General features: G+C 52.3%; 17 protein-coding genes. 9 read left to right on the plus strand and 8 right to left on the minus strand.

Translation table 11 applies throughout. The features are described from left to right. Positions 1–132: 132 nt before the first annotated feature. Positions 133–1,026, plus strand: coding sequence for an Rpn family recombination-promoting nuclease/putative transposase (locus EL29_RS10765; RefSeq protein ID WP_014594117.1), 894 nt, complete (start codon positions 133–135; stop codon positions 1,024–1,026). A gap of 247 nt (positions 1,027–1,273) precedes the next feature. Next, positions 1,274–2,116 carry a deoxyribonuclease IV gene (gene nfo, locus EL29_RS10770; protein ID WP_028715354.1) on the plus strand — a complete coding sequence of 281 codons (843 nt, stop codon included), beginning with the start codon at positions 1,274–1,276 and terminating at the stop codon, positions 2,114–2,116. 45 nt (positions 2,117–2,161) lie between these two features. On the opposite strand, the gene fruA is transcribed toward nfo, so the two are convergent. The 6 genes from fruA to EL29_RS10800 form a co-directional block, all read right to left on the minus strand. Further along, the gene (gene fruA, locus EL29_RS10775) at positions 2,162–3,856 is read right to left on the minus strand and encodes a PTS fructose transporter subunit IIBC (protein ID WP_014605420.1); all 1,695 of its coding nucleotides are present in this window, start codon (positions 3,854–3,856) and stop codon (positions 2,162–2,164) included. Positions 3,857–3,872: 16 nt separating this feature from the next. After that, positions 3,873–4,811: a 1-phosphofructokinase gene (gene fruK / locus EL29_RS10780; protein WP_013026437.1), complete on the minus strand. Its 939-nt coding sequence runs from the start codon at positions 4,809–4,811 to the stop codon at positions 3,873–3,875. Beyond that, positions 4,808–5,938 carry a fused PTS fructose transporter subunit IIA/HPr protein gene (gene fruB, locus EL29_RS10785; RefSeq protein ID WP_014605419.1) on the minus strand — a complete coding sequence of 377 codons (1,131 nt, stop codon included), beginning with the start codon at positions 5,936–5,938 and terminating at the stop codon, positions 4,808–4,810. The genes fruK and fruB overlap by 4 nt, the downstream gene beginning before the upstream one ends. Before the next feature lie 394 nt (positions 5,939–6,332). After that, positions 6,333–7,619, minus strand: a complete 1,287-nt coding sequence (locus EL29_RS10790) for an anaerobic C4-dicarboxylate transporter family protein (RefSeq protein WP_028715355.1) — start codon at positions 7,617–7,619, stop codon at positions 6,333–6,335. A gap of 315 nt (positions 7,620–7,934) precedes the next feature. Continuing rightward, the gene (locus EL29_RS10795) at positions 7,935–8,864 is read right to left on the minus strand and encodes a dihydrodipicolinate synthase family protein (RefSeq protein WP_013026440.1); all 930 of its coding nucleotides are present in this window, start codon (positions 8,862–8,864) and stop codon (positions 7,935–7,937) included. A gap of 247 nt (positions 8,865–9,111) precedes the next feature. After that, positions 9,112–10,143: a LacI family DNA-binding transcriptional regulator gene (locus tag EL29_RS10800; protein WP_028715356.1), complete on the minus strand. Its 1,032-nt coding sequence runs from the start codon at positions 10,141–10,143 to the stop codon at positions 9,112–9,114. A gap of 474 nt (positions 10,144–10,617) precedes the next feature. Here EL29_RS10800 and EL29_RS10805 point away from each other — a divergent pair, with 474 nt between their 5' ends. After that, entirely contained in the window at positions 10,618–12,000 is a 1,383-nt protein-coding gene (locus EL29_RS10805; RefSeq protein WP_028715357.1) for an MFS transporter, read from the plus strand. 312 nt (positions 12,001–12,312) lie between these two features. On the opposite strand, the gene EL29_RS10810 is transcribed toward EL29_RS10805, so the two are convergent. After that, positions 12,313–12,963, minus strand: coding sequence for a hypothetical protein (locus EL29_RS10810; protein WP_128391945.1), 651 nt, complete (start codon positions 12,961–12,963; stop codon positions 12,313–12,315). Between the two features lie 256 nt (positions 12,964–13,219). Further along, positions 13,220–13,504, minus strand: coding sequence for a YkgJ family cysteine cluster protein (locus tag EL29_RS10815; protein WP_014594124.1), 285 nt, complete (start codon positions 13,502–13,504; stop codon positions 13,220–13,222). 283 nt (positions 13,505–13,787) lie between these two features. On the opposite strand from EL29_RS10815, the gene yeiP reads away from it, so the two are divergent. The 6 genes from yeiP (at position 13,788) to EL29_RS10845 (ending at position 20,886) form a co-directional block, all read left to right on the plus strand. Continuing rightward, a complete protein-coding gene (gene yeiP, locus EL29_RS10820) occupies positions 13,788–14,360 on the plus strand; it encodes an elongation factor P-like protein YeiP (RefSeq protein WP_014594125.1) in 573 nt (190 codons plus the stop codon). Positions 14,361–14,437: 77 nt separating this feature from the next. Continuing rightward, complete coding sequence (locus tag EL29_RS10825; protein ID WP_015699898.1) at positions 14,438–15,415, plus strand: CobW family GTP-binding protein; 978 nt, start codon at positions 14,438–14,440, stop codon at positions 15,413–15,415. A 41-nt stretch (positions 15,416–15,456) separates the two neighbouring features. Continuing rightward, positions 15,457–16,158: a phosphatase PAP2 family protein gene (locus EL29_RS10830; protein WP_028715359.1), complete on the plus strand. Its 702-nt coding sequence runs from the start codon at positions 15,457–15,459 to the stop codon at positions 16,156–16,158. Between the two features lie 515 nt (positions 16,159–16,673). Then, entirely contained in the window at positions 16,674–17,243 is a 570-nt protein-coding gene (gene mepS, locus EL29_RS10835) for a bifunctional murein DD-endopeptidase/murein LD-carboxypeptidase (RefSeq protein WP_013026447.1), read from the plus strand. Positions 17,244–17,449: 206 nt separating this feature from the next. After that, positions 17,450–19,012 (plus strand): cyclic di-GMP phosphodiesterase, encoded by a 1,563-nt coding sequence (locus EL29_RS10840; protein ID WP_028715360.1) that lies wholly within the window; start codon positions 17,450–17,452, stop codon positions 19,010–19,012. 65 nt (positions 19,013–19,077) lie between these two features. Continuing rightward, on the plus strand, positions 19,078–20,886 hold the full coding sequence (locus EL29_RS10845; RefSeq protein ID WP_028715361.1) for an extracellular solute-binding protein: 1,809 nt from the start codon (positions 19,078–19,080) through the stop codon (positions 20,884–20,886). Positions 20,887–20,891 lie beyond the last annotated feature (5 nt).

A 20,891-nucleotide genomic window follows, 5' to 3' on the forward strand; every position in this document is an offset into this window, starting at 1 on the left:
ATGGCGGCCACTTCCCCTTCACTGCACCACTCGCGGGGATTTGCGAGACGCGCCGTACATTACTGCGCCGTTATTAGGCGAACGCCCCGGTCTGCCCTATTTTAGGCAGGTCATTTTTTCGAGCCGGGACGGATGAAGATAAAAACCACCACGCCAACGCCTCACGATGCCCTGTTCAGGCAGTTTCTGACACAGCCCGATATTGCGCGGGATTTTATGGCGATCCACCTGCCAGAACCGTTACGAGCCTTTTGCGACCTGTCCACCCTTAAACTGGAATCGGGTTCGTTTGTCGAAGACGATCTGCGTCAGTATTTCAGCGACGTGCTCTACAGCCTTAAAACCGCATCCGGGGAAGGCTACATCCACGTGCTTATCGAGCATCAGTCCGGTCCGGATCAACATATGGCCTTCAGGTTGATGCGCTATGCGGTTGCCGCCATGCACCGCCACCTGCAGGCCGGGCATAAAACACTGCCGTTGGTTATCCCAATGTTGTTCTATACCGGTAAACGCAGCCCGTATCCTTATTCCCTCTGCTGGCTCGATGAATTTGCCCGACCGGACATCGCGGGCGCACTGTACACCACGGCTTTCCCTTTGGTTGATGTGACGATTATCCCTGACGAGGAGATTGCACACCATCGCAGCATGGCCGCCTTAACCTTACTGCAAAAGCATATCCACCAGCGAAACCTGACAGCCCTGATTGACAGCCTGGTCAGTCTTCTTCTACATAAACATCTCTCTTCATCGCTGGTGATATCGCTGGTAAACTACATGATACAGGTGGGCGAAGCTTCAGATGCGCAAACCTTTGTTCATAAGCTGGCACAGCGGGTGCCGCAACACGGAGAGGCTCTGATGACCATTGCAGAACAGCTGGAACAAAAAGGCATTGAAAAAGGCAGGAAGGAAGAAGCGCTGAAGATTGCCCGGACCATGTTAAATAACGGCCTTGATCGCCCGACCGTGATTAAAATGACCGGCCTGACAGAAGACGAATTGGCGAAACTCCGCCACTGATCCGCTGCGTTGCCTTCTTCTGACAGACAAGGTCGATTCGGCACCGGCCGGTTTCGCCTCACGCCCGGCCCCTTTTCTGAGACTTTTCGCGTATTCGGGTGAAAACAGCGAGCCCTTTGTGGCACGGCTGTATTCCTGATAATGCCTCCTCCTGACCTCGCTAAAAATTTCCTGCGCACCGCGCTTTGCCACAGCGCCATCGTGTATCATGCCGTTCAATCTGAGTTAAATCCTTCAGGAGAACGGCATGAAGTATATTGGCGCGCACGTCAGCGCATCGGGTGGTGTGGATCAGGCGGTCCTCCGCGCCCACGAACTGGAAGCCACGGCTTTTGCGCTGTTCACGAAGAACCAGCGTCAGTGGAAAGCCGCCCCGCTGTCAGACGAAACCATCGCCGCCTTCCGCGCTGCCTGTGAGAAATACCATTTTGGACCGGGCCAGATTCTGCCGCACGACAGCTATCTGATAAACCTGGGGCATCCGGTCATGGACGCGTTGCAAAAATCGCGCGATGCGTTCGTAGATGAAATGCAGCGCGCGGAACAGCTGGGGCTGACGCTACTGAATTTTCATCCGGGCAGTCATTTACAGCAAATTGATGAGCTGACCTGCTTAAAGCGCATCGCCGAGTCAATTAACATCGCCCTGGATCAAACCCACAGCGTGACCGCCGTTATCGAAAATACCGCCGGTCAGGGCAGCAACCTGGGGTTCCGCTTTGAACATCTGGCGACCATTATTGAACACGTCAAAGATAAGTCGCGCGTCGGCGTTTGCATCGATACCTGCCATGCCTTCGCGGGCGGATACGATCTGTGCAGTGAAGCCGCCTGCACGGAGACCTTTGCCGAATTTGAGCGCGTGGTGGGTTTTAACTATCTTCGCGGGATGCACCTGAATGATGCCAAAAGTACGCTGGGCAGCCGGGTTGACCGTCATCACAGCCTGGGTGAGGGGAATATCGGTAAAACCGTCTTTAGCTGGATGATGAAGGATTCGCGGTTCGATGGTATTCCGCTGATTCTGGAAACCATTAATCCCGATATCTGGAAAGATGAAATTGCCTGGCTTAAGTCAGAACAACGTTAAGAAATAAGACAAAGGAGCCTTGCGGCTCCTTTGTCGTCTTACCTGTCAGGCTTTCGCCAGCTCTTCTTCCGGGCGCTTCAGTACTGCATAGCCTAATCCGGCAATCGCGGTACCAATCAAAATCGCCATCAGATAACCCACGACCGGCGTAATCGCCCCCGGGATTAACAGGACGAACAGGCCACCGTGCGGTGCCATCAGCTTGGCCCCAATCGCCATGGAAACGGCACCGGTTACTGCGCCACCGACGATACAGCATGGCAGGACGCGCATCGGGTCACGGGCCGCAAACGGAATCGCACCTTCTGAAATAAAGCATAGACCCAGAACCAGCGCGGCTTTACCGCCTTCCTGCTGACCTTTGTTAAATTTACGACGCGCAACCAGCGTCGCCAGCCCCATCGCCAGCGGTGGCACCATACCGGCAGCCATAATCGCGGCCATAGGTGCGTAGGTTTGTGAACTCAGCAGGCCGACGCCAAATGCGTAAGCAACTTTGTTAACAGGACCACCCATATCGGTACACATCATGCCACCCAGGATAGCGCCCAGCAGGATTGCATTCGCGGTACCCATGTTAGCCAGCCAGCTGGTCAAACCGCTCATGATGCCCGCGACCGGTTTACCTACCACGTAGATCATCAGCAAGCCGGTGATCAGGCTGGCAAACAGCGGAATAATCAGGATAGGTTTTAGCGCTTCCATACTCTGTGGCAACTTCACCTTACCGCTGATCAGTTTGGCCGCATAACCCGCAATAAAACCGGCGATGATGCCGCCAAGGAAGCCCGCGTTGATGCTGGTGGCGATCATACCGCCAATCAGGCCAGGCGTCAGACCAGGACGGTCCGCGATTGAGAAGGCAATAAAGCCCGCCAGAACCGGAACCATCAGTGCAAAGGCACTCCCGCCACCGATTTGCATCAGGGCAGCGGCCAGCGTACCGGGCTCTTTAAAGGCCGTGATACCAAACGCAAAAGACAGCGCGATACTCAAGCCACCCGCCACCACCATGGGCAGCATGTAGGAGACGCCGGTCAACAGGTGACGGTAAGCCCCCGCGCCGCCCTCTTTTTTCTCTTCCTGAGAACTGTTTTGCGCGCCAGAAGGTTTATAAGGCTTCGCTTCTGCCACGGCTTTATCCAGCTCCTGCGCGGTCTTTTTCAGTGCCAGACCAGTTGAGGTGCGGTACATCGGTTTACCCGCAAACTTAGCCAGATCCACTTCGATATCCGCGGCCACGATAACCAGATCGGCTGCGGCAACTTCTTCAGGGGTGATCGCGTTACCGGCCCCTACAGAGCCACGGGTTTCAACTTTAACCCACCAGCCGCGTTTGGTCGCTTCCGCCTGGATTGCCTCGGCCGCCATAAAGGTATGCGCAACGCCCGTTGGGCAAGCGGTCACAGCAACCACACGTTTTGGCCCATTCGCTGGCACAGCGGCAACGGCAGCAGGTGCTGCCACGCTGGCTTGCCAGGGTTTCGCTTCGGCTTTGGCACGATTCAGGAACAGTTCAGGTTCACTGACTGCCTGCTGCACATCGCCCAGCCACACGGATTTCCCCGTCAGCGCGGCATCCTCTGGTACTGTTTTACCGGTGACGATCACCAGTTCGGCCTCGGCCGGGTTTTCGGTTAGCGTTATACCAGCCTGAGCAGCCGCAGCGGCCAGACGTTGTTTTGCCATGTAGGCAGAAGCCAGTCCTGTTGAAGGATCTTTTATCAGCAGCGTTTTCACTATCGCTCTCCTGCTGTCAGTTAACGGGTTGTAAGTCGACGCGCGCCATCATTGCGGCCAACTGGGTACGATCGGTCACGCCGACGTTGCTCTGGCTGACAGCCATCGCGGCTACCGCAGTAGCCAGACGTAACGTATGTTCACTGGATTCACGCATTAACAGGCCATAAATCAGGCCACCTACCATGGAGTCACCTGCGCCAACGGTGCTGACAACTTCGCACACCGGCGGTTTAGCTATCCATTCACCTGAGGCATTGACCCAAAGTGCGCCTTCAGCACCCAGAGAAATCACCACATGTGCAATGCCCTGCTCACGCAACTCGTGCGCTGCGTCAATCACGTCCTGAAGTGCAGGTAGCTTGCGCCCTGCCCAAATCTCAAGCTCGCGACGATTAGGTTTAACCAGCCAGGGGGCGGCTTTCAGGCCCGCCACCAGGGCTTCGCGGCTACTGTCAAAGATGATGCAGGGACAGTGCGTACGCAGTTCAGTCATCCAGCGGGTAAAGGCATCAGGATCGACCCCCTCCGGCAGGCTGCCACTCACGCACACCATGTCGAACTGGCCCAGCCAGGTTAATGAGTCGCTGGTAAAGCGATCCCAGTCCTGAGCCGTCACCTGAAAACCGGAAAAGTTAAGATCGGTCACATCACCGGTTTGCTCAGTCAGCTTGACGTTGATGCGCGTGCGGCCATTCACGACCTGAAAACGGTTGGCGATCCCCAGTTCACTAAAGAGCTGCTGAAAACCATCCTGATTGTCTTTACCCAGAAAGCCACCAACGGTTACGTCGATACCCAGATCTTTCAGCACCTTCGCCACATTGATGCCTTTCCCGGCAGCATGTAAGCCAGTGGTTTTCACCAGGTTCACTTCACCACGTTCAATTTCTGGCGTATAACCGACCAGATCGTACGCAGGATTCAACGTGATGGTTGCAACACGTCTGGTCATGCCGCCCCCTCACCTAAGCCACTGTTGATGGCTTCTTCGATAGCCGTCAGCGCCTGTTGGGCATCTTCCCCACTGGCAGTAAAACGCAGGCGGTGACCTTTTTTCACACCCAGCGCAACGACTTTCATCAGGCTGCGTCCGTTTGCAGGTTTACCGCTGCCATCGAGGTTGGTAATCGTAATGTCGCTGTTGAACTGTTTAATCACGCTCACCAGGGCGGTCCCCGGACGCGCATGTAAGCCATGCTCGTTGCGAATAGTAAATTCAGCCGTCAGTTGGTCTGCCTGCTCGTCAACTTCGCTGGTTAGCAGGGCATAAACACCTGCCGCATCGGCTTTCAGCAAACGGTCGGCTTTGTTGCTGTGCAACAGTGCGCTCAGGTAACCCAGTACCTCCAGCGGGCGGTCATCGACGGCGGCCACGCTGACTAGCATTGCCACGGATTCACCTTCATGTTCAAAGGCTGTCGCCGCGCGGCTGACGGCCACACCGCTTTGCAGATTGCCTTTGCCGCTGTCGCTTAACCAGATGCCCTGCCCCAGACTCAGCGGTTTACTGGAAACCACCTCAGCAACATAGCTGGCATCAACCACACCCGCAGCCTGTAAGCGGCCGGCATTGACGGCCTGCAGCGTTATCAGGTCACGTGCGCTGACATCCAGGGAAATTAGTGAAGTATCGAAGCTGAATTCAGCTGACTGCTTCTCACCCATCAGCAGCGCGCGCAGATCTTCAGCAGAGGCCGTTTTAAGCTGTTCGGCGATGCTGTCGTCACTCAGTACGTGCGTCAGCTGGCGCAGCAACGTCAGATGTTCATCAGATTTCGCGGCAATACCAATCGCGACATAGGCCGTTTGATCGTCGCCCCAGGCAATTCCCTGAGGAAACTGAAAGACCTGAACGCCGGTTTTCAGCACCAGATCGCGCGTGTCGGTGGTGCCGTGAGGAATGGCGATGCCATTACCCAAAAAGGTTGAGGTTTGCTGCTCACGCGCCAGCATGCCGTTGACATAACCTTCCGCCACGTTACCCGCAGCGGTAAGTGCCGCCGCAACCTGACGAATCGCATCTTCTTTATTTTGGGCGCTGGCTCCGGTATGGATGGCCTGCAATTCGAGCTGGAACATAATTCTCCTCGCTTGCTGATTGAATCGTTTCAGCTCAATGGTGTTGAATCTTGCTGTTTGACCTGGTGAAGGTTGTCACAGCAACGCTGAAACGTTTCAGGGATTGTTATTCAGCTTGGCTTTGCAGGCAAGAAAATGCGTAAACGGCATAACAGATCTTTGACATTACGCACAATTCAGAGAGGTTACGGAATTTTCTTAAAAATAGTGCTGAAGTCTGGACGACACGAGGCCGATTTTTTGAGCGTGATTTCAGCAGCGTCAGCAGACGCTGCAAACAGGGTAACGTTAACCTCTCAGAGGCACGTTGCCAGACAGTGATAATCCACCAGCACGGGCTTCACAGCATGGCGGCAAAGGAGCTTAGCCTTTTACCCTCATGATGTCCTTAAGGTTAGAACAGCCTTGCTAAACCTGCTGCAAAAAGCATCGACAGACCGGTAGCCAGCAGGCCAGGCAGGATAAATGGGTGATCGATTATCCGTCGGCCAAGGCGGGTGGATCCCGTATCATCCAGCGCAACGGCGGCCAGCAATGTGGGATAGTTCGGTAAGATAAACAGGGACGCGGTAGCGGGAAAACAGATAACAAGCGTGGCGGGCGCAATGCCCATACTTAAGGCCATCGGAAATAAAATTTTGGTCGATGCCGCCTGAGAATAGAGAAAACATGATGCCAGTACGATAATCAACGCCAGTAACCATGTGGAATCCAGAAAATAGCTCGCCACCCTATCCTGCAACCACAGACGATTGCTCTCCATAAATGTGGAACCCAGCCAGGCCACACCCAGTATGCATATACAAGACGTCATTCCGGTTTTAAACACCGACGATCCCGGAATTGTATGCACATTCACCCGACAGAACATGACGATAGCCATCGCCACCGTTAGCATTACGGCAATCCGTGCCTGTCCGCTATTGAGAACGGGGCGGGTAATGATCTCCATTTTAGGGCTGCTGATAATGGCATAAATCAGCACTGTCACCAGGCCGACAATAAAAATCAGTACTGAACGTCTACCGTGGAGAGCGGAATGCGAATGCTGTACGGTGTTTACCGCATCATCCTGATGCTCAAGCTGGTCTGTGTGACGTAAGCGATCCCACCACAGGTAAAACAAGGCGGAACAGAAAAGCGCCATGAAGGTGGCGGGAATGGTCACGGCAATCAGTTCAATATAGCCCCAACCATGCGGTCCCTGTTCCAGAATCCCAGAGAGAAAAATCACGGCGGCAGAAATGGGCGAGGCCACAATGCCCAGTAAGGATGCGGCAACGGAAAGCGCTAATGCGCGGGTTGGACGAAGGTGATTATCTCTGGCCACAGCCACAATCACGGGCATACAGGCAAAAGAGACCTGCCCGGTACTGGCCATCATGGTCAGTAACCAGGTTGAGAGCGGTGCCGTAATCACCAACAACCGCGGATAGCGACGTAAGGCACGTTCTGTCAGTTGCACCAGATAATCAATGCCGCCTGCCTGTTGCATGGCCGATATGGCGACGATCACCACCATAATAAATACCATTACCAGCATGGGCAGATCGCCAGGCGTGGCACCCAGCGCGCACAACATGATTACACCCGCCCCACCTGCAAACCCCACACCGATACCGCCAATACGCATTCCCAAAAACAGAAAAAAAAGCACGGTCATAAACTGTAGTAGTAGCATGATCCCATTCCTTCTGACTGCGGTTTACACCGTTCCAGCCCACACTCAAGGCCGGTACAGGCTTCCTTTCACTCCGCAAGGTTGCAACGGGTTATTTATCGGTATGTCCTACAGAGAAATGGCACGCGGCTAAATAACCGTTTTCTGCGTATCAGGTGCACTGAGGGTGTAAATTCTTATCGCGCTGATGCCTTTTTTCTCTGGCTGGCTGCCGGTCAGTAAACCGGGTTATCCCAGAGATACGTTGAATAGCCTTAGGCCGCGACGACAGGCAGTTCCCACATGAAGGCGCCCTGCCTGCCAGACTCGCCCATTTTATTTCACCCGGCCCAGCTCAGCAGAACGCATTGCGGCATGAATCTCTTCGGCCGCTCCGTCACCCAGCGGTAACAGCGGTGAACGGACAGTGGCATGTTCCAGAATGCCACGCGCAACCAGCGCATGTTTGAGTGCGACAGTGCCTTCCATATGTGAGCCACGATGGTAAACCGCTTTAGTCACAGGCATCAGTCGATCATGTAAAGCACGTGCTTTCTTATAGTCCTGCGCTTTACCTGCGTTAATCATTTCAATCAGCGGCTCAGGGGCAATATTGCCGTAGCCCACCAGGAAGCCATCAACATCAAAAATGGTATGCAGCAGATATTCATCGTGGCAGGTCAGAATCTGTAGATCGGGACGTTCACGGCGGATGACGGGAATTTCAGTATCCCACCGCCGCATATTACGCACGCCATTTTTCATCGCAAACACGCCGGGTTGCGCGGAAATATCCAGCAGCGTTTTCAGGTTATAGGTGGCTTTGGTCACATCCGGGTACTGGAATAAAATAAGCGGTAAACCACTCTCTTCATACACGACGCGGTAGCGATCCTGAGGTGCGCCGTCCTGGTATCCAAAACGCAACCAGCCGTGTGAGGGATAGAGCAAACCGGCAGCCGCACCGGCCTCGACAGCGCGTTTTGCCTCACGCGCCGCGACTTCGGTGCCTTCCCCGGTAATACCGGCAATAACGGGGATTTTGCCTTCGACCGATTTTACAAATGCCCGAATCACGTCGGCCTGTTCATCCTGCGTCAGAAAGGTGCCCTCGCCAGCATGACCCAGGACCACCAGCCCCTTTACGCCGTCGATACTTCCCAGCCAACTGCCCAGACGTTGAATCGCGTCAAAATCCACTTGCCCTTCGCGCGTGAATGGGGTGACAGGCGCAGGGGTTAAACCTCTTAGGTCGATATTAATCATGATTAACTCCTTGATGTGAAATACTTTTAGTCACAGGTTCAGTCAAAGTGACCACAATATGAAAACGTTACTGAAATCGTTTTCACATAAGATAAATTGGCAATCTAATTTCATCGCGTCAACCAGCGGCGATTGATAAATGAGGCAGTTATCACAAAACGCTTTGGGAGACGAAGAGAGTTTGCGATCGGGATCCCAGCGGGTTAATGACCACATTACATTCGCAATGCGGTCATTAAAGGAACGATTACTGATGAGGAGAAGACGTGGATTTTCGCGGAATTAACGTAGGAATAATGGTCGATAAATGGGGTTCATGCCTGCCATGGATAAGCATATCTACAGCATTACCGGCAATATGTTCCAGCGGTGTTCGCACTGAGGTCAATGCGACAGGCAAGCGGCTGACCAGGGGGATATCGTTGTATCCGACCAGTGACAGGTCTTTGCCGATGGTCATGCCTGCACGATGCGCCGCAGCCATGACCCCAATCGCAATCTCATCATTGACGGCAAAAATTGCGGTTGGCCGCGAGGTATGGTTCAACATTGACGACCCCACATCTTCGCCTGACTTGATATTAAAGTCAGACGAACGGCACCATTCTGGCCGAACAGGCAAACCGGCTTCACTCATTGCCCGTTCAAAACCTTTACGACGATTCAACGCATTGGACGCAAAATCCGGTCCACCAATCATCCCGATTTTTTTATGGCCTAAATCGATCAGATGACGCGCTGCAAGGTAGCCACCCATTTCGTCATCGCCAACGGAAGAGGGACTTACGCCATCCGTACGCAATACCAGCACGTGCGGTATTTCGCGCTCCCGCAGGGTCTGGGGAAGCGGATCGCCCAGACGACAGGTTGAAAGAATCAGGCCGTCAACGCGTCTGTCCAGTAGGGATTCTGCGGACGCTTTTTCCTGTTGCGGATCGTCACCACAGGTCGCCACGATGGCAAAATAGCCGCGTCGTGAAGCTGCTGTCGCGATAGCCTCAAACAGCATCGCCGTCACCGCATCCGTCATACGCGGAACCAGAACGCCAAGCGTGCCGGTATCGCCCCTGCGCAGGCTGGAGGCAACATAATCACGCCGATAGCCAAGTTCACGGGCAACCTGGCGAACCTTTTCAGCTGACGCGCTTTTTGACTGCGGAAGCCTCTCATCCAGAATTCGCGATACGGTGGAGATGCTTACGCCCGCGGCATTAGCAACATCACGCATCGTTATCAGCCTTTTATCCGACTGTTCCTTTTCCTGGCTTTCCTGATCCATATATCACTCCGAGGATTAATGTGGGTGGCAAAGATCCCTCTGCAGACGGCAATACTATACAACAGACGCTATAACAACGGGATACGCCCTTAACATGCACTGCGTGGGGGCCGCATTTCTCTTTGTCGTCACGCCTGAAGAATACGATTTTCAACGCTTAGGCTCTCATTGTTCTCCCCAGCCTGAGCATCCCCGTAAAGGCTATTGAAGAGAGTATGACCTGTTTCACGCTTTTTCGATTGCCTGAGAGCGGAATGTGAACACGTTAACAATTAATCAAGCCGCTTAATTGACGCAGCGGGATATTAAACCAACGATAATTCATGTGAAAACGATTGCATTAACGTTTTCACACTATCCATTTTGCACAGGTTTTATGCAACTACCGTCAGTGAGTGGCTGCAAATGCATGGCTCAGGAACGCGCGTCGTCTTGCATGTTTGCCCCATATCCATCACGCAACAGGGTGTAACTATGTCAACTCAGGTTATCGCTTGCCACGCTCATCCCGCCGACGCATCAGTATTACTGGCACGGCTTGAGCGATTGCCCATCACACGCCGGTTAATGGCGATTCGTGTTGTGGTAGGGCTGTCCACTTTTTTTGATGCCTATACCATTATTGCCATCGCGTTTGCCCTGCCACAACTGACGCAGGAATGGGGGCTTACGCCGACGTTCGTCGGTCTGATCATTGCAGCCAGCTATATTGGGCAACTGGTGGGAGCGCTCTTTTTTGGTACGCTGGCAGAAAAAATTGGCAGGATTGGTGTTTTACGTATCACCATCGTGATGTTTGTGATTATGGATGCCGCCTGCCTGTTCGCCTGGAACGGTTGGTCAATTCTGATCATTCGTTTTTTGCAGGGACTGGGCATTGGTGCTGAGGTTCCCGTTGCCAGTGCCTATATCAACGAATTTGTCGGTGCAAAGAAGCGGGGTCGGTTTTTTCTGCTTTATGAAGTGATCTTTCCAGTCGGCATGATGTGTGCTGGCCTTATCGGATTCTTTCTGGTGCCCATTTATGGCTGGAAAATCATGTTTCTTATTGGCCTGATCCCTTCAGCTCTGGCGGCGCCTTTGCGTTGGTTTATGCCAGAGTCTCCGCGCTGGTTAGTCTCTAAAGGCCGCCATCAACAGGCTGAAAAAGTCGTTCAGTTGTTTGAAGCAGAAGCCCTTCGTCGTGGTATGTCATTACCCGAGCCTGTAATAAAACCCGTACCGGTGATGCCCGCCTCGTCCAGCGGCGTAAAGGCGCTGTTTTCAGGTATCTACAAATCCCGCACGTTTATGCTGTGGGGATTGTGGCTCACGGTTTATACCGTTAACAACGGCATGATTACCTGGTTTCCTACTATGTACAGAACCTTGTTTCATCTGCCATTAGAAACCAGCCTGGCCTATGGATGGATTACCTCTACCTGTGGCGTTATTGCCTCTGTCATTTGTGCCTTTAAGATCGATCAAGTAGGCCGTAAGCGCTGGTACACCTGGGCATTTATGCTGGCCATTATTCCGCTCATCGTGCTGTGTGTACTGGGTGCCAATACGCCATGGCAGATACTGATATTGGGCAGCATGGCCTATGCTATTTTGCAAACAATTGCCTTTTCACTTTATCTCTATTCGGCCGAACTGTATCCGACCAGACTTCGCGCGACAGGTACTGCCTTTTCCAGCGCCTGGCTGCGCGCCGGGTCGTCTGTTGGGCCACTAATGGTGGGTTTCATTGTATCGGGATTTGGTATCCGGTTTGTTTTCATTGCGTTCGCCGTGATTGCCCTAATCGGCGGAATGATTACCCTGCTCTTCGCCATTGAAACCAAAGGGAAATCGCTTGAAGAGTTATCGCCCTAGCCAGGCAAAATTACGGTGCTAATCAGGTGAGACCGATAGCCATCATCTGACGGGTCTTTCTCTGGCTCGTCAGATTTGCTTTGAAAAACAAAATGTTACCGACTCTGGACGGCGAATCTGGCGTTGAGTCTTGCCGTTTACCGTCCGGGCGTACGCTGAAGTCGGCTGGACGCAATGAAGTGAACGCTCCGTTTCTCGCTATTTAAACTCTGAATGGTGGAGCTTAAAACAAGGACGATTAAAGCGTACCTGACAAACGCTATGGCAAAGATGGAGGGTAATGCGCAAGAGCACAGTTCAAAAGTGATGAACTTAAGAATCGGTTATAGAAGGAGAATCTGCAGGATTATCTATAAAATGATATTGTACCGTTGCATCGTGATATCCCCACAAAGCGCCAGCAATAATCGTTATGAGAAGAGTCCCCAGCAACACTGATTTTTTTGAGCGTTCCCTGACCTCATAATCAAAATAGAGCATGCTAAATGCCGTTACCATACACTGGTATGCGAGTGTTAAGAAATATCTCGTGAAACTTATACCATGCTGATAGGGCGGCACCCAATCCGCTCCGACAAAACTAAAATCGGTGGGCGTCAGGTAATCATAGCTATACCAGGTCACAATCGTAACCAACGGCGTCGCAAGGGCGACGAATAAACAGGAACGGCGACCAAATGCTGGATACAGTTTTCGCAGCATAATTACCTGAATAGCCTGTGAGAGTGAAAATACAATAAAGACGCCAATTATCGCTATAAAACCCATTATTAATGGAAAAATTTCCATCATAGAAACAGCATTACTTTTGCTTCTGTGTGGATTTCCATGGATAAAATCAGTGAATATCAATGAGACAATAATCGATACTGCCTCTGAAAGGGCCACAAAAATTCCCAACCAAATCAGACTCTTGATAAAAAATTGTCCATACGCGTAAGTGTCTCCATTCATTCTTTCCATGAACCACCTATAAACAGAACGCCGCGGCTTCAGGGCGTTATAGAATCAAATCTGAAGATTGGCCAGATCTAACGACTCAGAATCAAACGAAGGTACATCCCGTTTAACAGGAAATCTCAGGATGTTCTGACCAGGTTGGTTTTTTTAAGATCACTGACTCAGGTATACAGAAAAGGTATTGCTTTATACATTAACAGTAATTCAACACATCGTTAAATCAGCGCTATCGCTTGTGCGTTACAGCGAAGCATTAAGCTCACTGCTCATCGTTTTGCACAACTGAAATTCCTGGCGTTGTCGCTCTCTCCAAATCACCAAGCCAGAATATTGCCTGCTCGCGATTATCGCCACACATCGCAGTACTCGGCTGTAGCGAGCCACAGACGCGAGGACGGTCAGGATGACCGAAAATTTTGCACCGCATGTTTTCATCGAGCTGAACACACTTATGGCCAGCTGGCTTCCCGTCGGGCATACCAGGTATGGGTGAAGAAATGCTGGGTGCAATACAACATGCACCACAGCCTGAACGGCATTCCATCTTGAATTTCTCTGTATAGTGTCAAAGGTGGACGATAGCAGAACGCTTAAAGCGTCGAAATCCCTTGCCGCGTAAAAATTTTTTCCTGCCACGGCTAACGTGCTTTCGCAAGAAGCGCGATGCCCAGAGAGCGAGAGGCTTGAGTCACTTCATCCTGCCTGAAGATAAACGCCCGCCTGCACTGCCACTGATCCGCGACCACAAAATTTTTCGCGCTATCTTGCCTGTTCACGACCGCGCGAGTAACGTTGCGCGCACTATTACTCTGCAAGTGAGAACAGCAATGCCAAAGGCGAATGAAATCAAAAAAGGAATGGCCGTTACCCACAATGGAAAACTGCTGCTGGTAAAGGATATTGATGTCCAGAGCCCCAGCGCGCGCGGTGCGGCAACGCTTTATAAAATGCGTTTTACCGATGTTCGCACCGGTATGAAGGTGGAAGAACGCTTTAAGGGCGACGAGATCATTGAGGCCATCTCCCTGAGCCGCCGCAGCGTTACCTTCTCCTATATTGATGGTGATGAATACGTCTTTATGGACGACGAAGATTACACGCCCTATTCCTTTAAAAAAGCGCAAATAGAAGAAGAGCTGCTGTTCATCCCGGAAGGTGGCATTCCCGGCATTCAGGTACTCACGATGGATGGCCAGGTGCTGGCGCTTGAGCTGCCACAAACGGTGGACATGGATATTGTGGATACTTCACCCGGTATCAAAGGCGCATCGGCCAGTGCCCGCACTAAGCCGGCGGGAATGTCTACCGGTTTGATCATTCAGGTTCCCGAGTACCTCAGCAACGGCGATCGCATTCGCATCCATGTTGCCGAGCGTCGCTATATGGGACGTGCCGACTGATAACGCGCGCTGTACGCCGGGTTGACAGGTAGTGTTATATTATAACACCACCCTCTTTCTCTACAGGAGTCACTGGCATGACACGCGTTAACCTTCTCACCGGATTTTTAGGCAGCGGAAAAACCACCACGCTGCTTCATCTGCTGGCGCACAAGCCCCAGAATGAAAACTGGGCTGTGCTGGTCAATGAATTCGGTGAGATTGGTATTGATGGCGCGTTACTGGCCAACCGTGGCGCGACGTTAAAGGAGATCCCCGGCGGCTGCATGTGTTGCGTTAATGGGCTGCCCATGCAGGTCGGGCTAAACAGGCTGCTTCAACAAAACAAGCCCGACCGCCTGCTGATTGAGCCCACGGGCCTGGGCCATCCACGCCAGCTGCTACAGATGCTGACGTCGTCTGTTTATCAACCCTGGATCGAACTGCAGGCCACGCTAACCCTGCTGGACGCCCGCCAGCTAGCCGACGGGCGTGTAACGGAAAATGAAAACTTTCGCGATCAGCTGGCCGCGGCCGACATTATTGTCGGCAATAAACGCGACTGCTGGCGCGAGGCCGATCGGCAGCGCCTCCAGGCGTGGCTTGCCGCCCATCAGGACGATCGTGAATTTGTTACTGCCGAGTTCGGTCAGATTCCCCTGGCGTTACTTGACAGTCCGCGCGGGAAACCGCGCGCCCTTCCGCATCCGGTCCACCATCATCACGCTGCGGCCCCGGGCAGCGGTATCGCAGCCTTGCGACTCGACGGGCGCGCGTCATGGCGTCGGGCGGTGAATGAGGGTCAGGGTTATGTCGCCTGCGGCTGGATTTTTGACCACGAAACGGTGTTTGATAGCCTTCCTTTGCTGGAATGGGCGCGGCTTGCCCCCGTCGATCGGGTTAAAGGCGTGCTGCGCATCCCCGAAGGATGCGTCAGCATTAACCGTCAGGGAGAAGACGTGCATGTTGAAATTCTCGCCGCAACCCCACCTGACAGTCGCATTGAGATGATTCATTCCTCATCTGCCGACTGGAATAGTTTACAATCTGCTTTGTTGAGGTTTCGTTTAAGCTGACAGGATTAAGGTCGGCGGTTATTTTTTACTAGGGCAGAATTATGCACGCAACACGCCTTGTCACCATCCTGTTGCTTAACGCGCTGGGACTGGTGCTGTTTTTTTCATGGTATTTACCGCCCCATCACGGGTTTTGGTTTGATATCGATAAAGGGATTTTCTTCGCGTTTAATAATGAAATTGTGGATCACCCAGGCTTTGCCCTGCTGGTCGCCATCACTAACTTTCGCGGTTTTGACGCCGTGTCGTTGCTGGCGATGGGGTTACTCTATCTGTGGCTGTGGCGGCGGGAAACGCCTGCGGGCCGCCGTCGTATGTTTGCCATTGGCATTACGATGTTGCTGACAGCGGTCGTTTTGAACCAGGCGGGTCATTTGATCCCGGAAAAACACGCCAGCCCGACGCTGTTCTTTGAGAACGTTCACCGCGTCAGTGAGTTAACGGGTATCCCAGCCAAAGATGCGTCAAGCGACAGTTTTCCAGGCGATCATGGCATGATGCTCATTATCTTTGCAGCATTCATGTGGCGTTATTTCGGCTTCCGTACGTTTTTAGTGGGTGTTGTCATTGTGGGGCTGTTCTCGCTGCCACGCGTCATGGCAGGCGCGCACTGGTTTAGCGATATTGCAGTCGGATCGCTTTCCGTGGCGTTAGTGGGATTAAGCTGGTGGCTATTAACGCCGGCAAGTGATTATCTGGTTAATTGGTTTTATCACAAATTACCGGGTAAAAATAAACCCTAATAGTAATTAATTAGCGAGGGCGGAATTATGATTAAATTATAACCCGCCCTCACTTATAAAAAACCTATGGAAATAATTAGCAAGCTAACCAAAAAAACATCCGAACCCGATGATAATGCAGGACTTCTCTTCAGCCTTCGGCGATAGTTACTCTGCAGACCTTCTCCCAGCCCGCACTAAGCCTGGAATTAGCGCCAGATCACCCCTTTCATCCTGTTATCACCTTGAATAACTGTTGATAAAGTGAACAAGTTATTTAAGTTTGATAAGTATCAAAAAAACCTATCAGAATTTGATTAAAAGCGCTCGCCACGGCCTCTGGAATCGGTTAATCTCGGTCGCAGTGAGAAAAGAAGACGCGGTATTAAGCATTCTTTAATAGATAAAATGTGGTGATTTACACATTTTTATAATTAAAGCATTGTCTTGTTCTGACTGGCTTATTAATCTCATTCCGTTTTGTCATCTGGCTGGCGACAATCTTGTCGTAAGGACTTCGAAGGAAAACCCGAATAATGGTCAAGTCTCAACCAATACTGAGATATATCTGGCGGATTGCGCCCGCTCTGGCGCTGGCAACTCTCCTCTCAGCTTGTAGCAGTACCCATAACACCGTTAAAAACGAGAATCATGAAGTTAACAACCAGAATGGTTTTTTACTTCAAGCGTCTCAGGATGAGTTCGAAGAGATGGTGCGCAACGTTGATGTTAAGACGCGCATCATGGATCAATACGCGAGCTGGAAAGGTGTTCGTTACCGTCTTGGCGGTGATACCAAGCGTGGTATTGATTGTTCCGCTTTCGTTCAGCGTACGTTCCGCGAACAGTTTGGTCTGGATCTTCCTCGCTCAACGTCCGAACAGCAGGGAACGGGAAAAGAGATTTCTCGCAGCAGACTGCGACCGGGTGACTTAGTTCTCTTCCGTGCTGGCTCAACGGGCCGTCATGTCGGTATCTACCTCGGCAATGACAACTTTGTTCATGCTTCGACCAGCAGCGGTGTCATGATCTCCAGCCTTAATGAAGATTACTGGAAAAAACGTTATCGCGAAGCGCGGCGGGTCTTAAGTCGCAACCCGAGCTAATGCAGCTCCCGAATGTCCTCTCAGCCAGAGAAAAACAGAACGCTGCCCAGGCAGCGTTTTTTTTTAATCCCTCGAATCCCCCTAAAAATACTTGTTTATCAAAATAATAACGAGACATTATTAACAGACTCGTTATATTCTCAGACGCAAATATTCGGGCGATTGCGCACCAGTAAGTTTTATATTTTGATCAGGGGAAGCACTTCATGCCATTGTCGCGGGCGCTGATACGCCAGGCAACTTATCCTCGTCAAATCGCGTGGAATAGCGCGATTATTGGCAGTCTGTTTTTTTTGTTGTTAACCTCTGTTTTGCTCATCGAAACCCAACATCGTCGGGAAAGCCAACATAAACAGTTGCTCATCGACAGTAGTAACGACTTTCAACGTAGCGTCCAGACGCTTATTTCGGACACGCTTTCCCCCCTGCTTCCGTTCGTTCAGTCAGAATGCTATATCGGTAATCATGAGTTAACCGCGCGAGCCGCGTTTGCCGGCGACATACGCGCCATTATTTTAGTTAAAGACGGCAACGCGTTTTGCTCTTCCGCAACCGGAAGCTTTTTTCAGCCGCTCAGCGCGCTCTCAGCCCGAACGGATAGCACACGTGACAGGGACATTCGGTTGTTGCCGGGTACGCCGATGCAGCCGACAAAGCCGGTGCTGGCCATCTGGATTAAGCAGCCCGGCACCCTTCAGTCCGGCATTTTTACGACATTGAATCTGAGCCTGGCAACGTATCAGCTAAAAGCGTCTTCTTACCCCGAAATCACCGGGATTGCCTTACTCGCCCATAAAACTGCCATGACCAGTTGGCAGCCAACGCTGGTACGAAATCGTCAACTCCCGCCGCCGCTAATGCAAACGCCCCTGGAAGGCCTTCCTTTCCAGTTTGCTTTCTACGGTTCAACGCTGTCAGCAAGTGACTATCAGACCATCATGCTGAGCAGCCTGCTGATTTCATTAATCGCCAGTTGTGCCTTTTGGTTTTTGCTGACCCGCTTTCAGCGGCCAGGCAAAGAGATCACCCTGGGTATCCGACGAGGGGAATTTCATGTCGAGTATCAGCCTTTAGTTTCGGCCCAGGATGGCAAATCTTATAGTATGGAGGCACTGCTACGCTGGACACATCCTTCGGGTGAAACGGTCCCACCCGATATTTTTATCAGCTATGCTGAAGCACAACGCCAAATCGTCCCCCTGACCCGACACCTGTTTGAACTGGTCGCCCGCGATGCACATCAACTCCGTGATAGCCTGCCCAAAGGAACCTGCATCAGCGTAAATATTTCCCCTCTGCATCTCAGCGCCTGCAGTTTTCGTGACGATGTCCTGTACTGGCAGGACAATATGCCTCACGATCATTTTCTGTATGTTTTTGAAATTACCGAGCGCGCAGTCGTCGAGAACGCGAATGCGGCCGAACTGTTTCACTGGCTACAACAGCGAGGCATTAAAATCGCGGTTGATGATTTTGGGACCGGGCACAGTGCATTAATCTATCTTGAGAAGTACCATTTTGATTACCTGAAAATCGATCGTGGATTTGTGCAAAGTATCGGAACGGAAACGATCACTTCGCCGGTGCTGGATACGGTGTTACAACTGGCTAAACGGCTCAATCTGATGAGCGTGGCCGAGGGCGTTGAAACCGACGAACAGGCCAGTTGGTTGATCGACCGCGGCGTCACCTATTTACAGGGCTATTTTTATAGCCGTCCGTTACGCCCGGAGCAGATCAAAGACTATTTTCAGCGTCAAAACAGGTAACCCATGCTTTAATTGCCGTAGATTATCGCTGCGGTGCAAGACACTCACAGGAGAGAACATCCCTTATGCAGCTCCGCTTCGCCCTTCTGCTGCTGTGTAGCTTGCTTACCCTTCCGCTGCACGCTTCCCCGGTTCAGACCAGCTACGCGTTTGCTCAGGTTGGAACGCCAAAGTATGCGCAAGACTTCAGTCACTACGACTATGTGAATCCTGCCGCGCCCAAGGGCGGCAAGATCGTCTTGTCCGTCATTGGCACTTACGACAATTTCAACCGCTATGCCTCACGTGGCAATCCCGGTGCCGGTACCGGGCCCCTGTATGACAGCTTATTCACGACGTCGGACGATGAAACCAGCAGTTATTACCCCCTCATTGCGGAATCTGCTCGTCATCCCGTGGATTTCAGCTGGATGGACGTTACCCTTAATCCCCGCGCCCGGTTCCAGGATGGTTCACCCATTACGGCGGAGGATGTGGCCTTTACCTTCCAAAAGTTTATGACTGAAGGGGTTCCGCAGTTTCGGATATTTTATCGCGGCGTCACGGTCACCGCCCTCAACCGCCAGACCGTGCGTATTAGGTTACCGGCCCCGGATAAAGACCTGATGCTGGGATTGCTGACGCTACCGGTGATCTCCCAAACCTTTTGGCAGACGAGAAAATTTAACGAGCCGCTCAGCCAGCCCCCCTTGTCGAGTGGGCCTTATCGCATCAGTAAGTGGAAGCTGGGCCAGTTTATTGAATTCAGTCGCGTAAACGATTACTGGGCGGCGGATTTGCCGGTTAACCGTGGCCGGTTCAATTTTGATGTAATGCGTTACGACTATTACCTGGACGACAACGTGGCATTTGAGGCATTCAAAGCCGGGGCCTTTGATCTGCGGGAAGAGACGTCGGCAAAGAAATGGGCCACGCAGTATCTGGGGCGTCATTTCGACGATCGACAGATCGTGAAAGAAACCACACCGAATACCGCCTCAATTGATACGCGCTGGCTGGCGCTGAATAATGAAAAAGCCCTGTTTAGCGATCGTCGGGTCCGGCAGGCGATGGCGCTGGCTTTCGATTTTGAATGGATGAATAAAACGCTTTTCTATCAGGCTTTTAAGCGCACAGACAGCTATTTTCAGAATACCCACTATGCCGCACGGGGCCTGCCCGATGCCGCGCAGCTGCGCATTCTGACGCCGTTCGCAGCACAGTTACCGCCTGAAGTCTTCAGTGAAACCTATGTGCCGCCACAAACTGACGGCAGCGGCTACGATCGCACCAACCTGCTCAAGGCAATGTCCCTGCTGAATAAGGCGGGCTGGCACATCAGGAATCAGCGCCTGATTAATGATAAAACCGGGCAGCCCTTTAGCGCAGAGCTGCTGCTGCCCGCAGGCGCAAACAGTGAATGGGCGCTTCCTTATCAACATAATCTGGCGCGGCTGGGTATCACGTTAACGCTACGCCAAATTGACAGCTCGCAGTACCTGCGCCGCCTGCGCAGCGGTGACTATGATATGGTCAGTAATATTTATCATGCGATGCCAACCCCCTCACGCAGTCTGCAGGCCAACTGGCAATCGGACTATATTCAGTCCTCCTGGAACACGGCCAGGGTCAAGGACCCCGTTGTCGATAGCGTTGTGAAACAGATCATCGCCCATCAGGACGATGCGGACGCCTTGCTGCCGTTGGGCCGGGCGCTGGACCGTATTTTACTGTGGAATGCGTATATGATCCCGATGTGGTACAACGCCGAGCAGCGACTTGCCTTTTGGGACAAATTTTCCCATCCTGCGGTTAAACCTGCCTACAGCACAGGTCTGGATAACTGGTGGTATGACGTGAATAAAGCCGGGCGACTGCCGGCCGACAAACGCTGAGGAGA

This window comes from Pantoea ananatis LMG 2665 (assembly GCF_000710035.2).
Taxonomy (GTDB): domain Bacteria; phylum Pseudomonadota; class Gammaproteobacteria; order Enterobacterales; family Enterobacteriaceae; genus Pantoea; species Pantoea ananatis.

Excerpts from the sequence above, each read along its gene's own strand:
- EL29_RS10765 (WP_014594117.1), top strand. The coding sequence starts at position 133 with ATGAAGATAAAAACCACCACGCCAACGCCTCACGATGCCCTGTTCAGG.
- nfo (WP_028715354.1), top strand. The coding sequence starts at position 1,274 with ATGAAGTATATTGGCGCGCACGTCAGCGCATCGGGTGGTGTGGATCAG.
- fruK (WP_013026437.1), bottom strand. The coding sequence starts at position 4,811 with ATGACCAGACGTGTTGCAACCATCACGTTGAATCCTGCGTACGATCTG.
- fruB (WP_014605419.1), bottom strand. The coding sequence starts at position 5,938 with ATGTTCCAGCTCGAATTGCAGGCCATCCATACCGGAGCCAGCGCCCAA.
- EL29_RS10790 (WP_028715355.1), bottom strand. The coding sequence starts at position 7,619 with ATGCTACTACTACAGTTTATGACCGTGCTTTTTTTTCTGTTTTTGGGA.
- EL29_RS10795 (WP_013026440.1), bottom strand. The coding sequence starts at position 8,864 with ATGATTAATATCGACCTAAGAGGTTTAACCCCTGCGCCTGTCACCCCA.
- EL29_RS10800 (WP_028715356.1), bottom strand. The coding sequence starts at position 10,143 with ATGGATCAGGAAAGCCAGGAAAAGGAACAGTCGGATAAAAGGCTGATA.
- EL29_RS10805 (WP_028715357.1), top strand. The coding sequence starts at position 10,618 with ATGTCAACTCAGGTTATCGCTTGCCACGCTCATCCCGCCGACGCATCA.
- EL29_RS10810 (WP_128391945.1), bottom strand. The coding sequence starts at position 12,963 with ATGGAAAGAATGAATGGAGACACTTACGCGTATGGACAATTTTTTATC.
- EL29_RS10815 (WP_014594124.1), bottom strand. The coding sequence starts at position 13,504 with ATGGAATGCCGTTCAGGCTGTGGTGCATGTTGTATTGCACCCAGCATT.
- yeiP (WP_014594125.1), top strand. The coding sequence starts at position 13,788 with ATGCCAAAGGCGAATGAAATCAAAAAAGGAATGGCCGTTACCCACAAT.
- EL29_RS10825 (WP_015699898.1), top strand. The coding sequence starts at position 14,438 with ATGACACGCGTTAACCTTCTCACCGGATTTTTAGGCAGCGGAAAAACC.
- EL29_RS10830 (WP_028715359.1), top strand. The coding sequence starts at position 15,457 with ATGCACGCAACACGCCTTGTCACCATCCTGTTGCTTAACGCGCTGGGA.
- mepS (WP_013026447.1), top strand. The coding sequence starts at position 16,674 with ATGGTCAAGTCTCAACCAATACTGAGATATATCTGGCGGATTGCGCCC.
- EL29_RS10840 (WP_028715360.1), top strand. The coding sequence starts at position 17,450 with ATGCCATTGTCGCGGGCGCTGATACGCCAGGCAACTTATCCTCGTCAA.
- EL29_RS10845 (WP_028715361.1), top strand. The coding sequence starts at position 19,078 with ATGCAGCTCCGCTTCGCCCTTCTGCTGCTGTGTAGCTTGCTTACCCTT.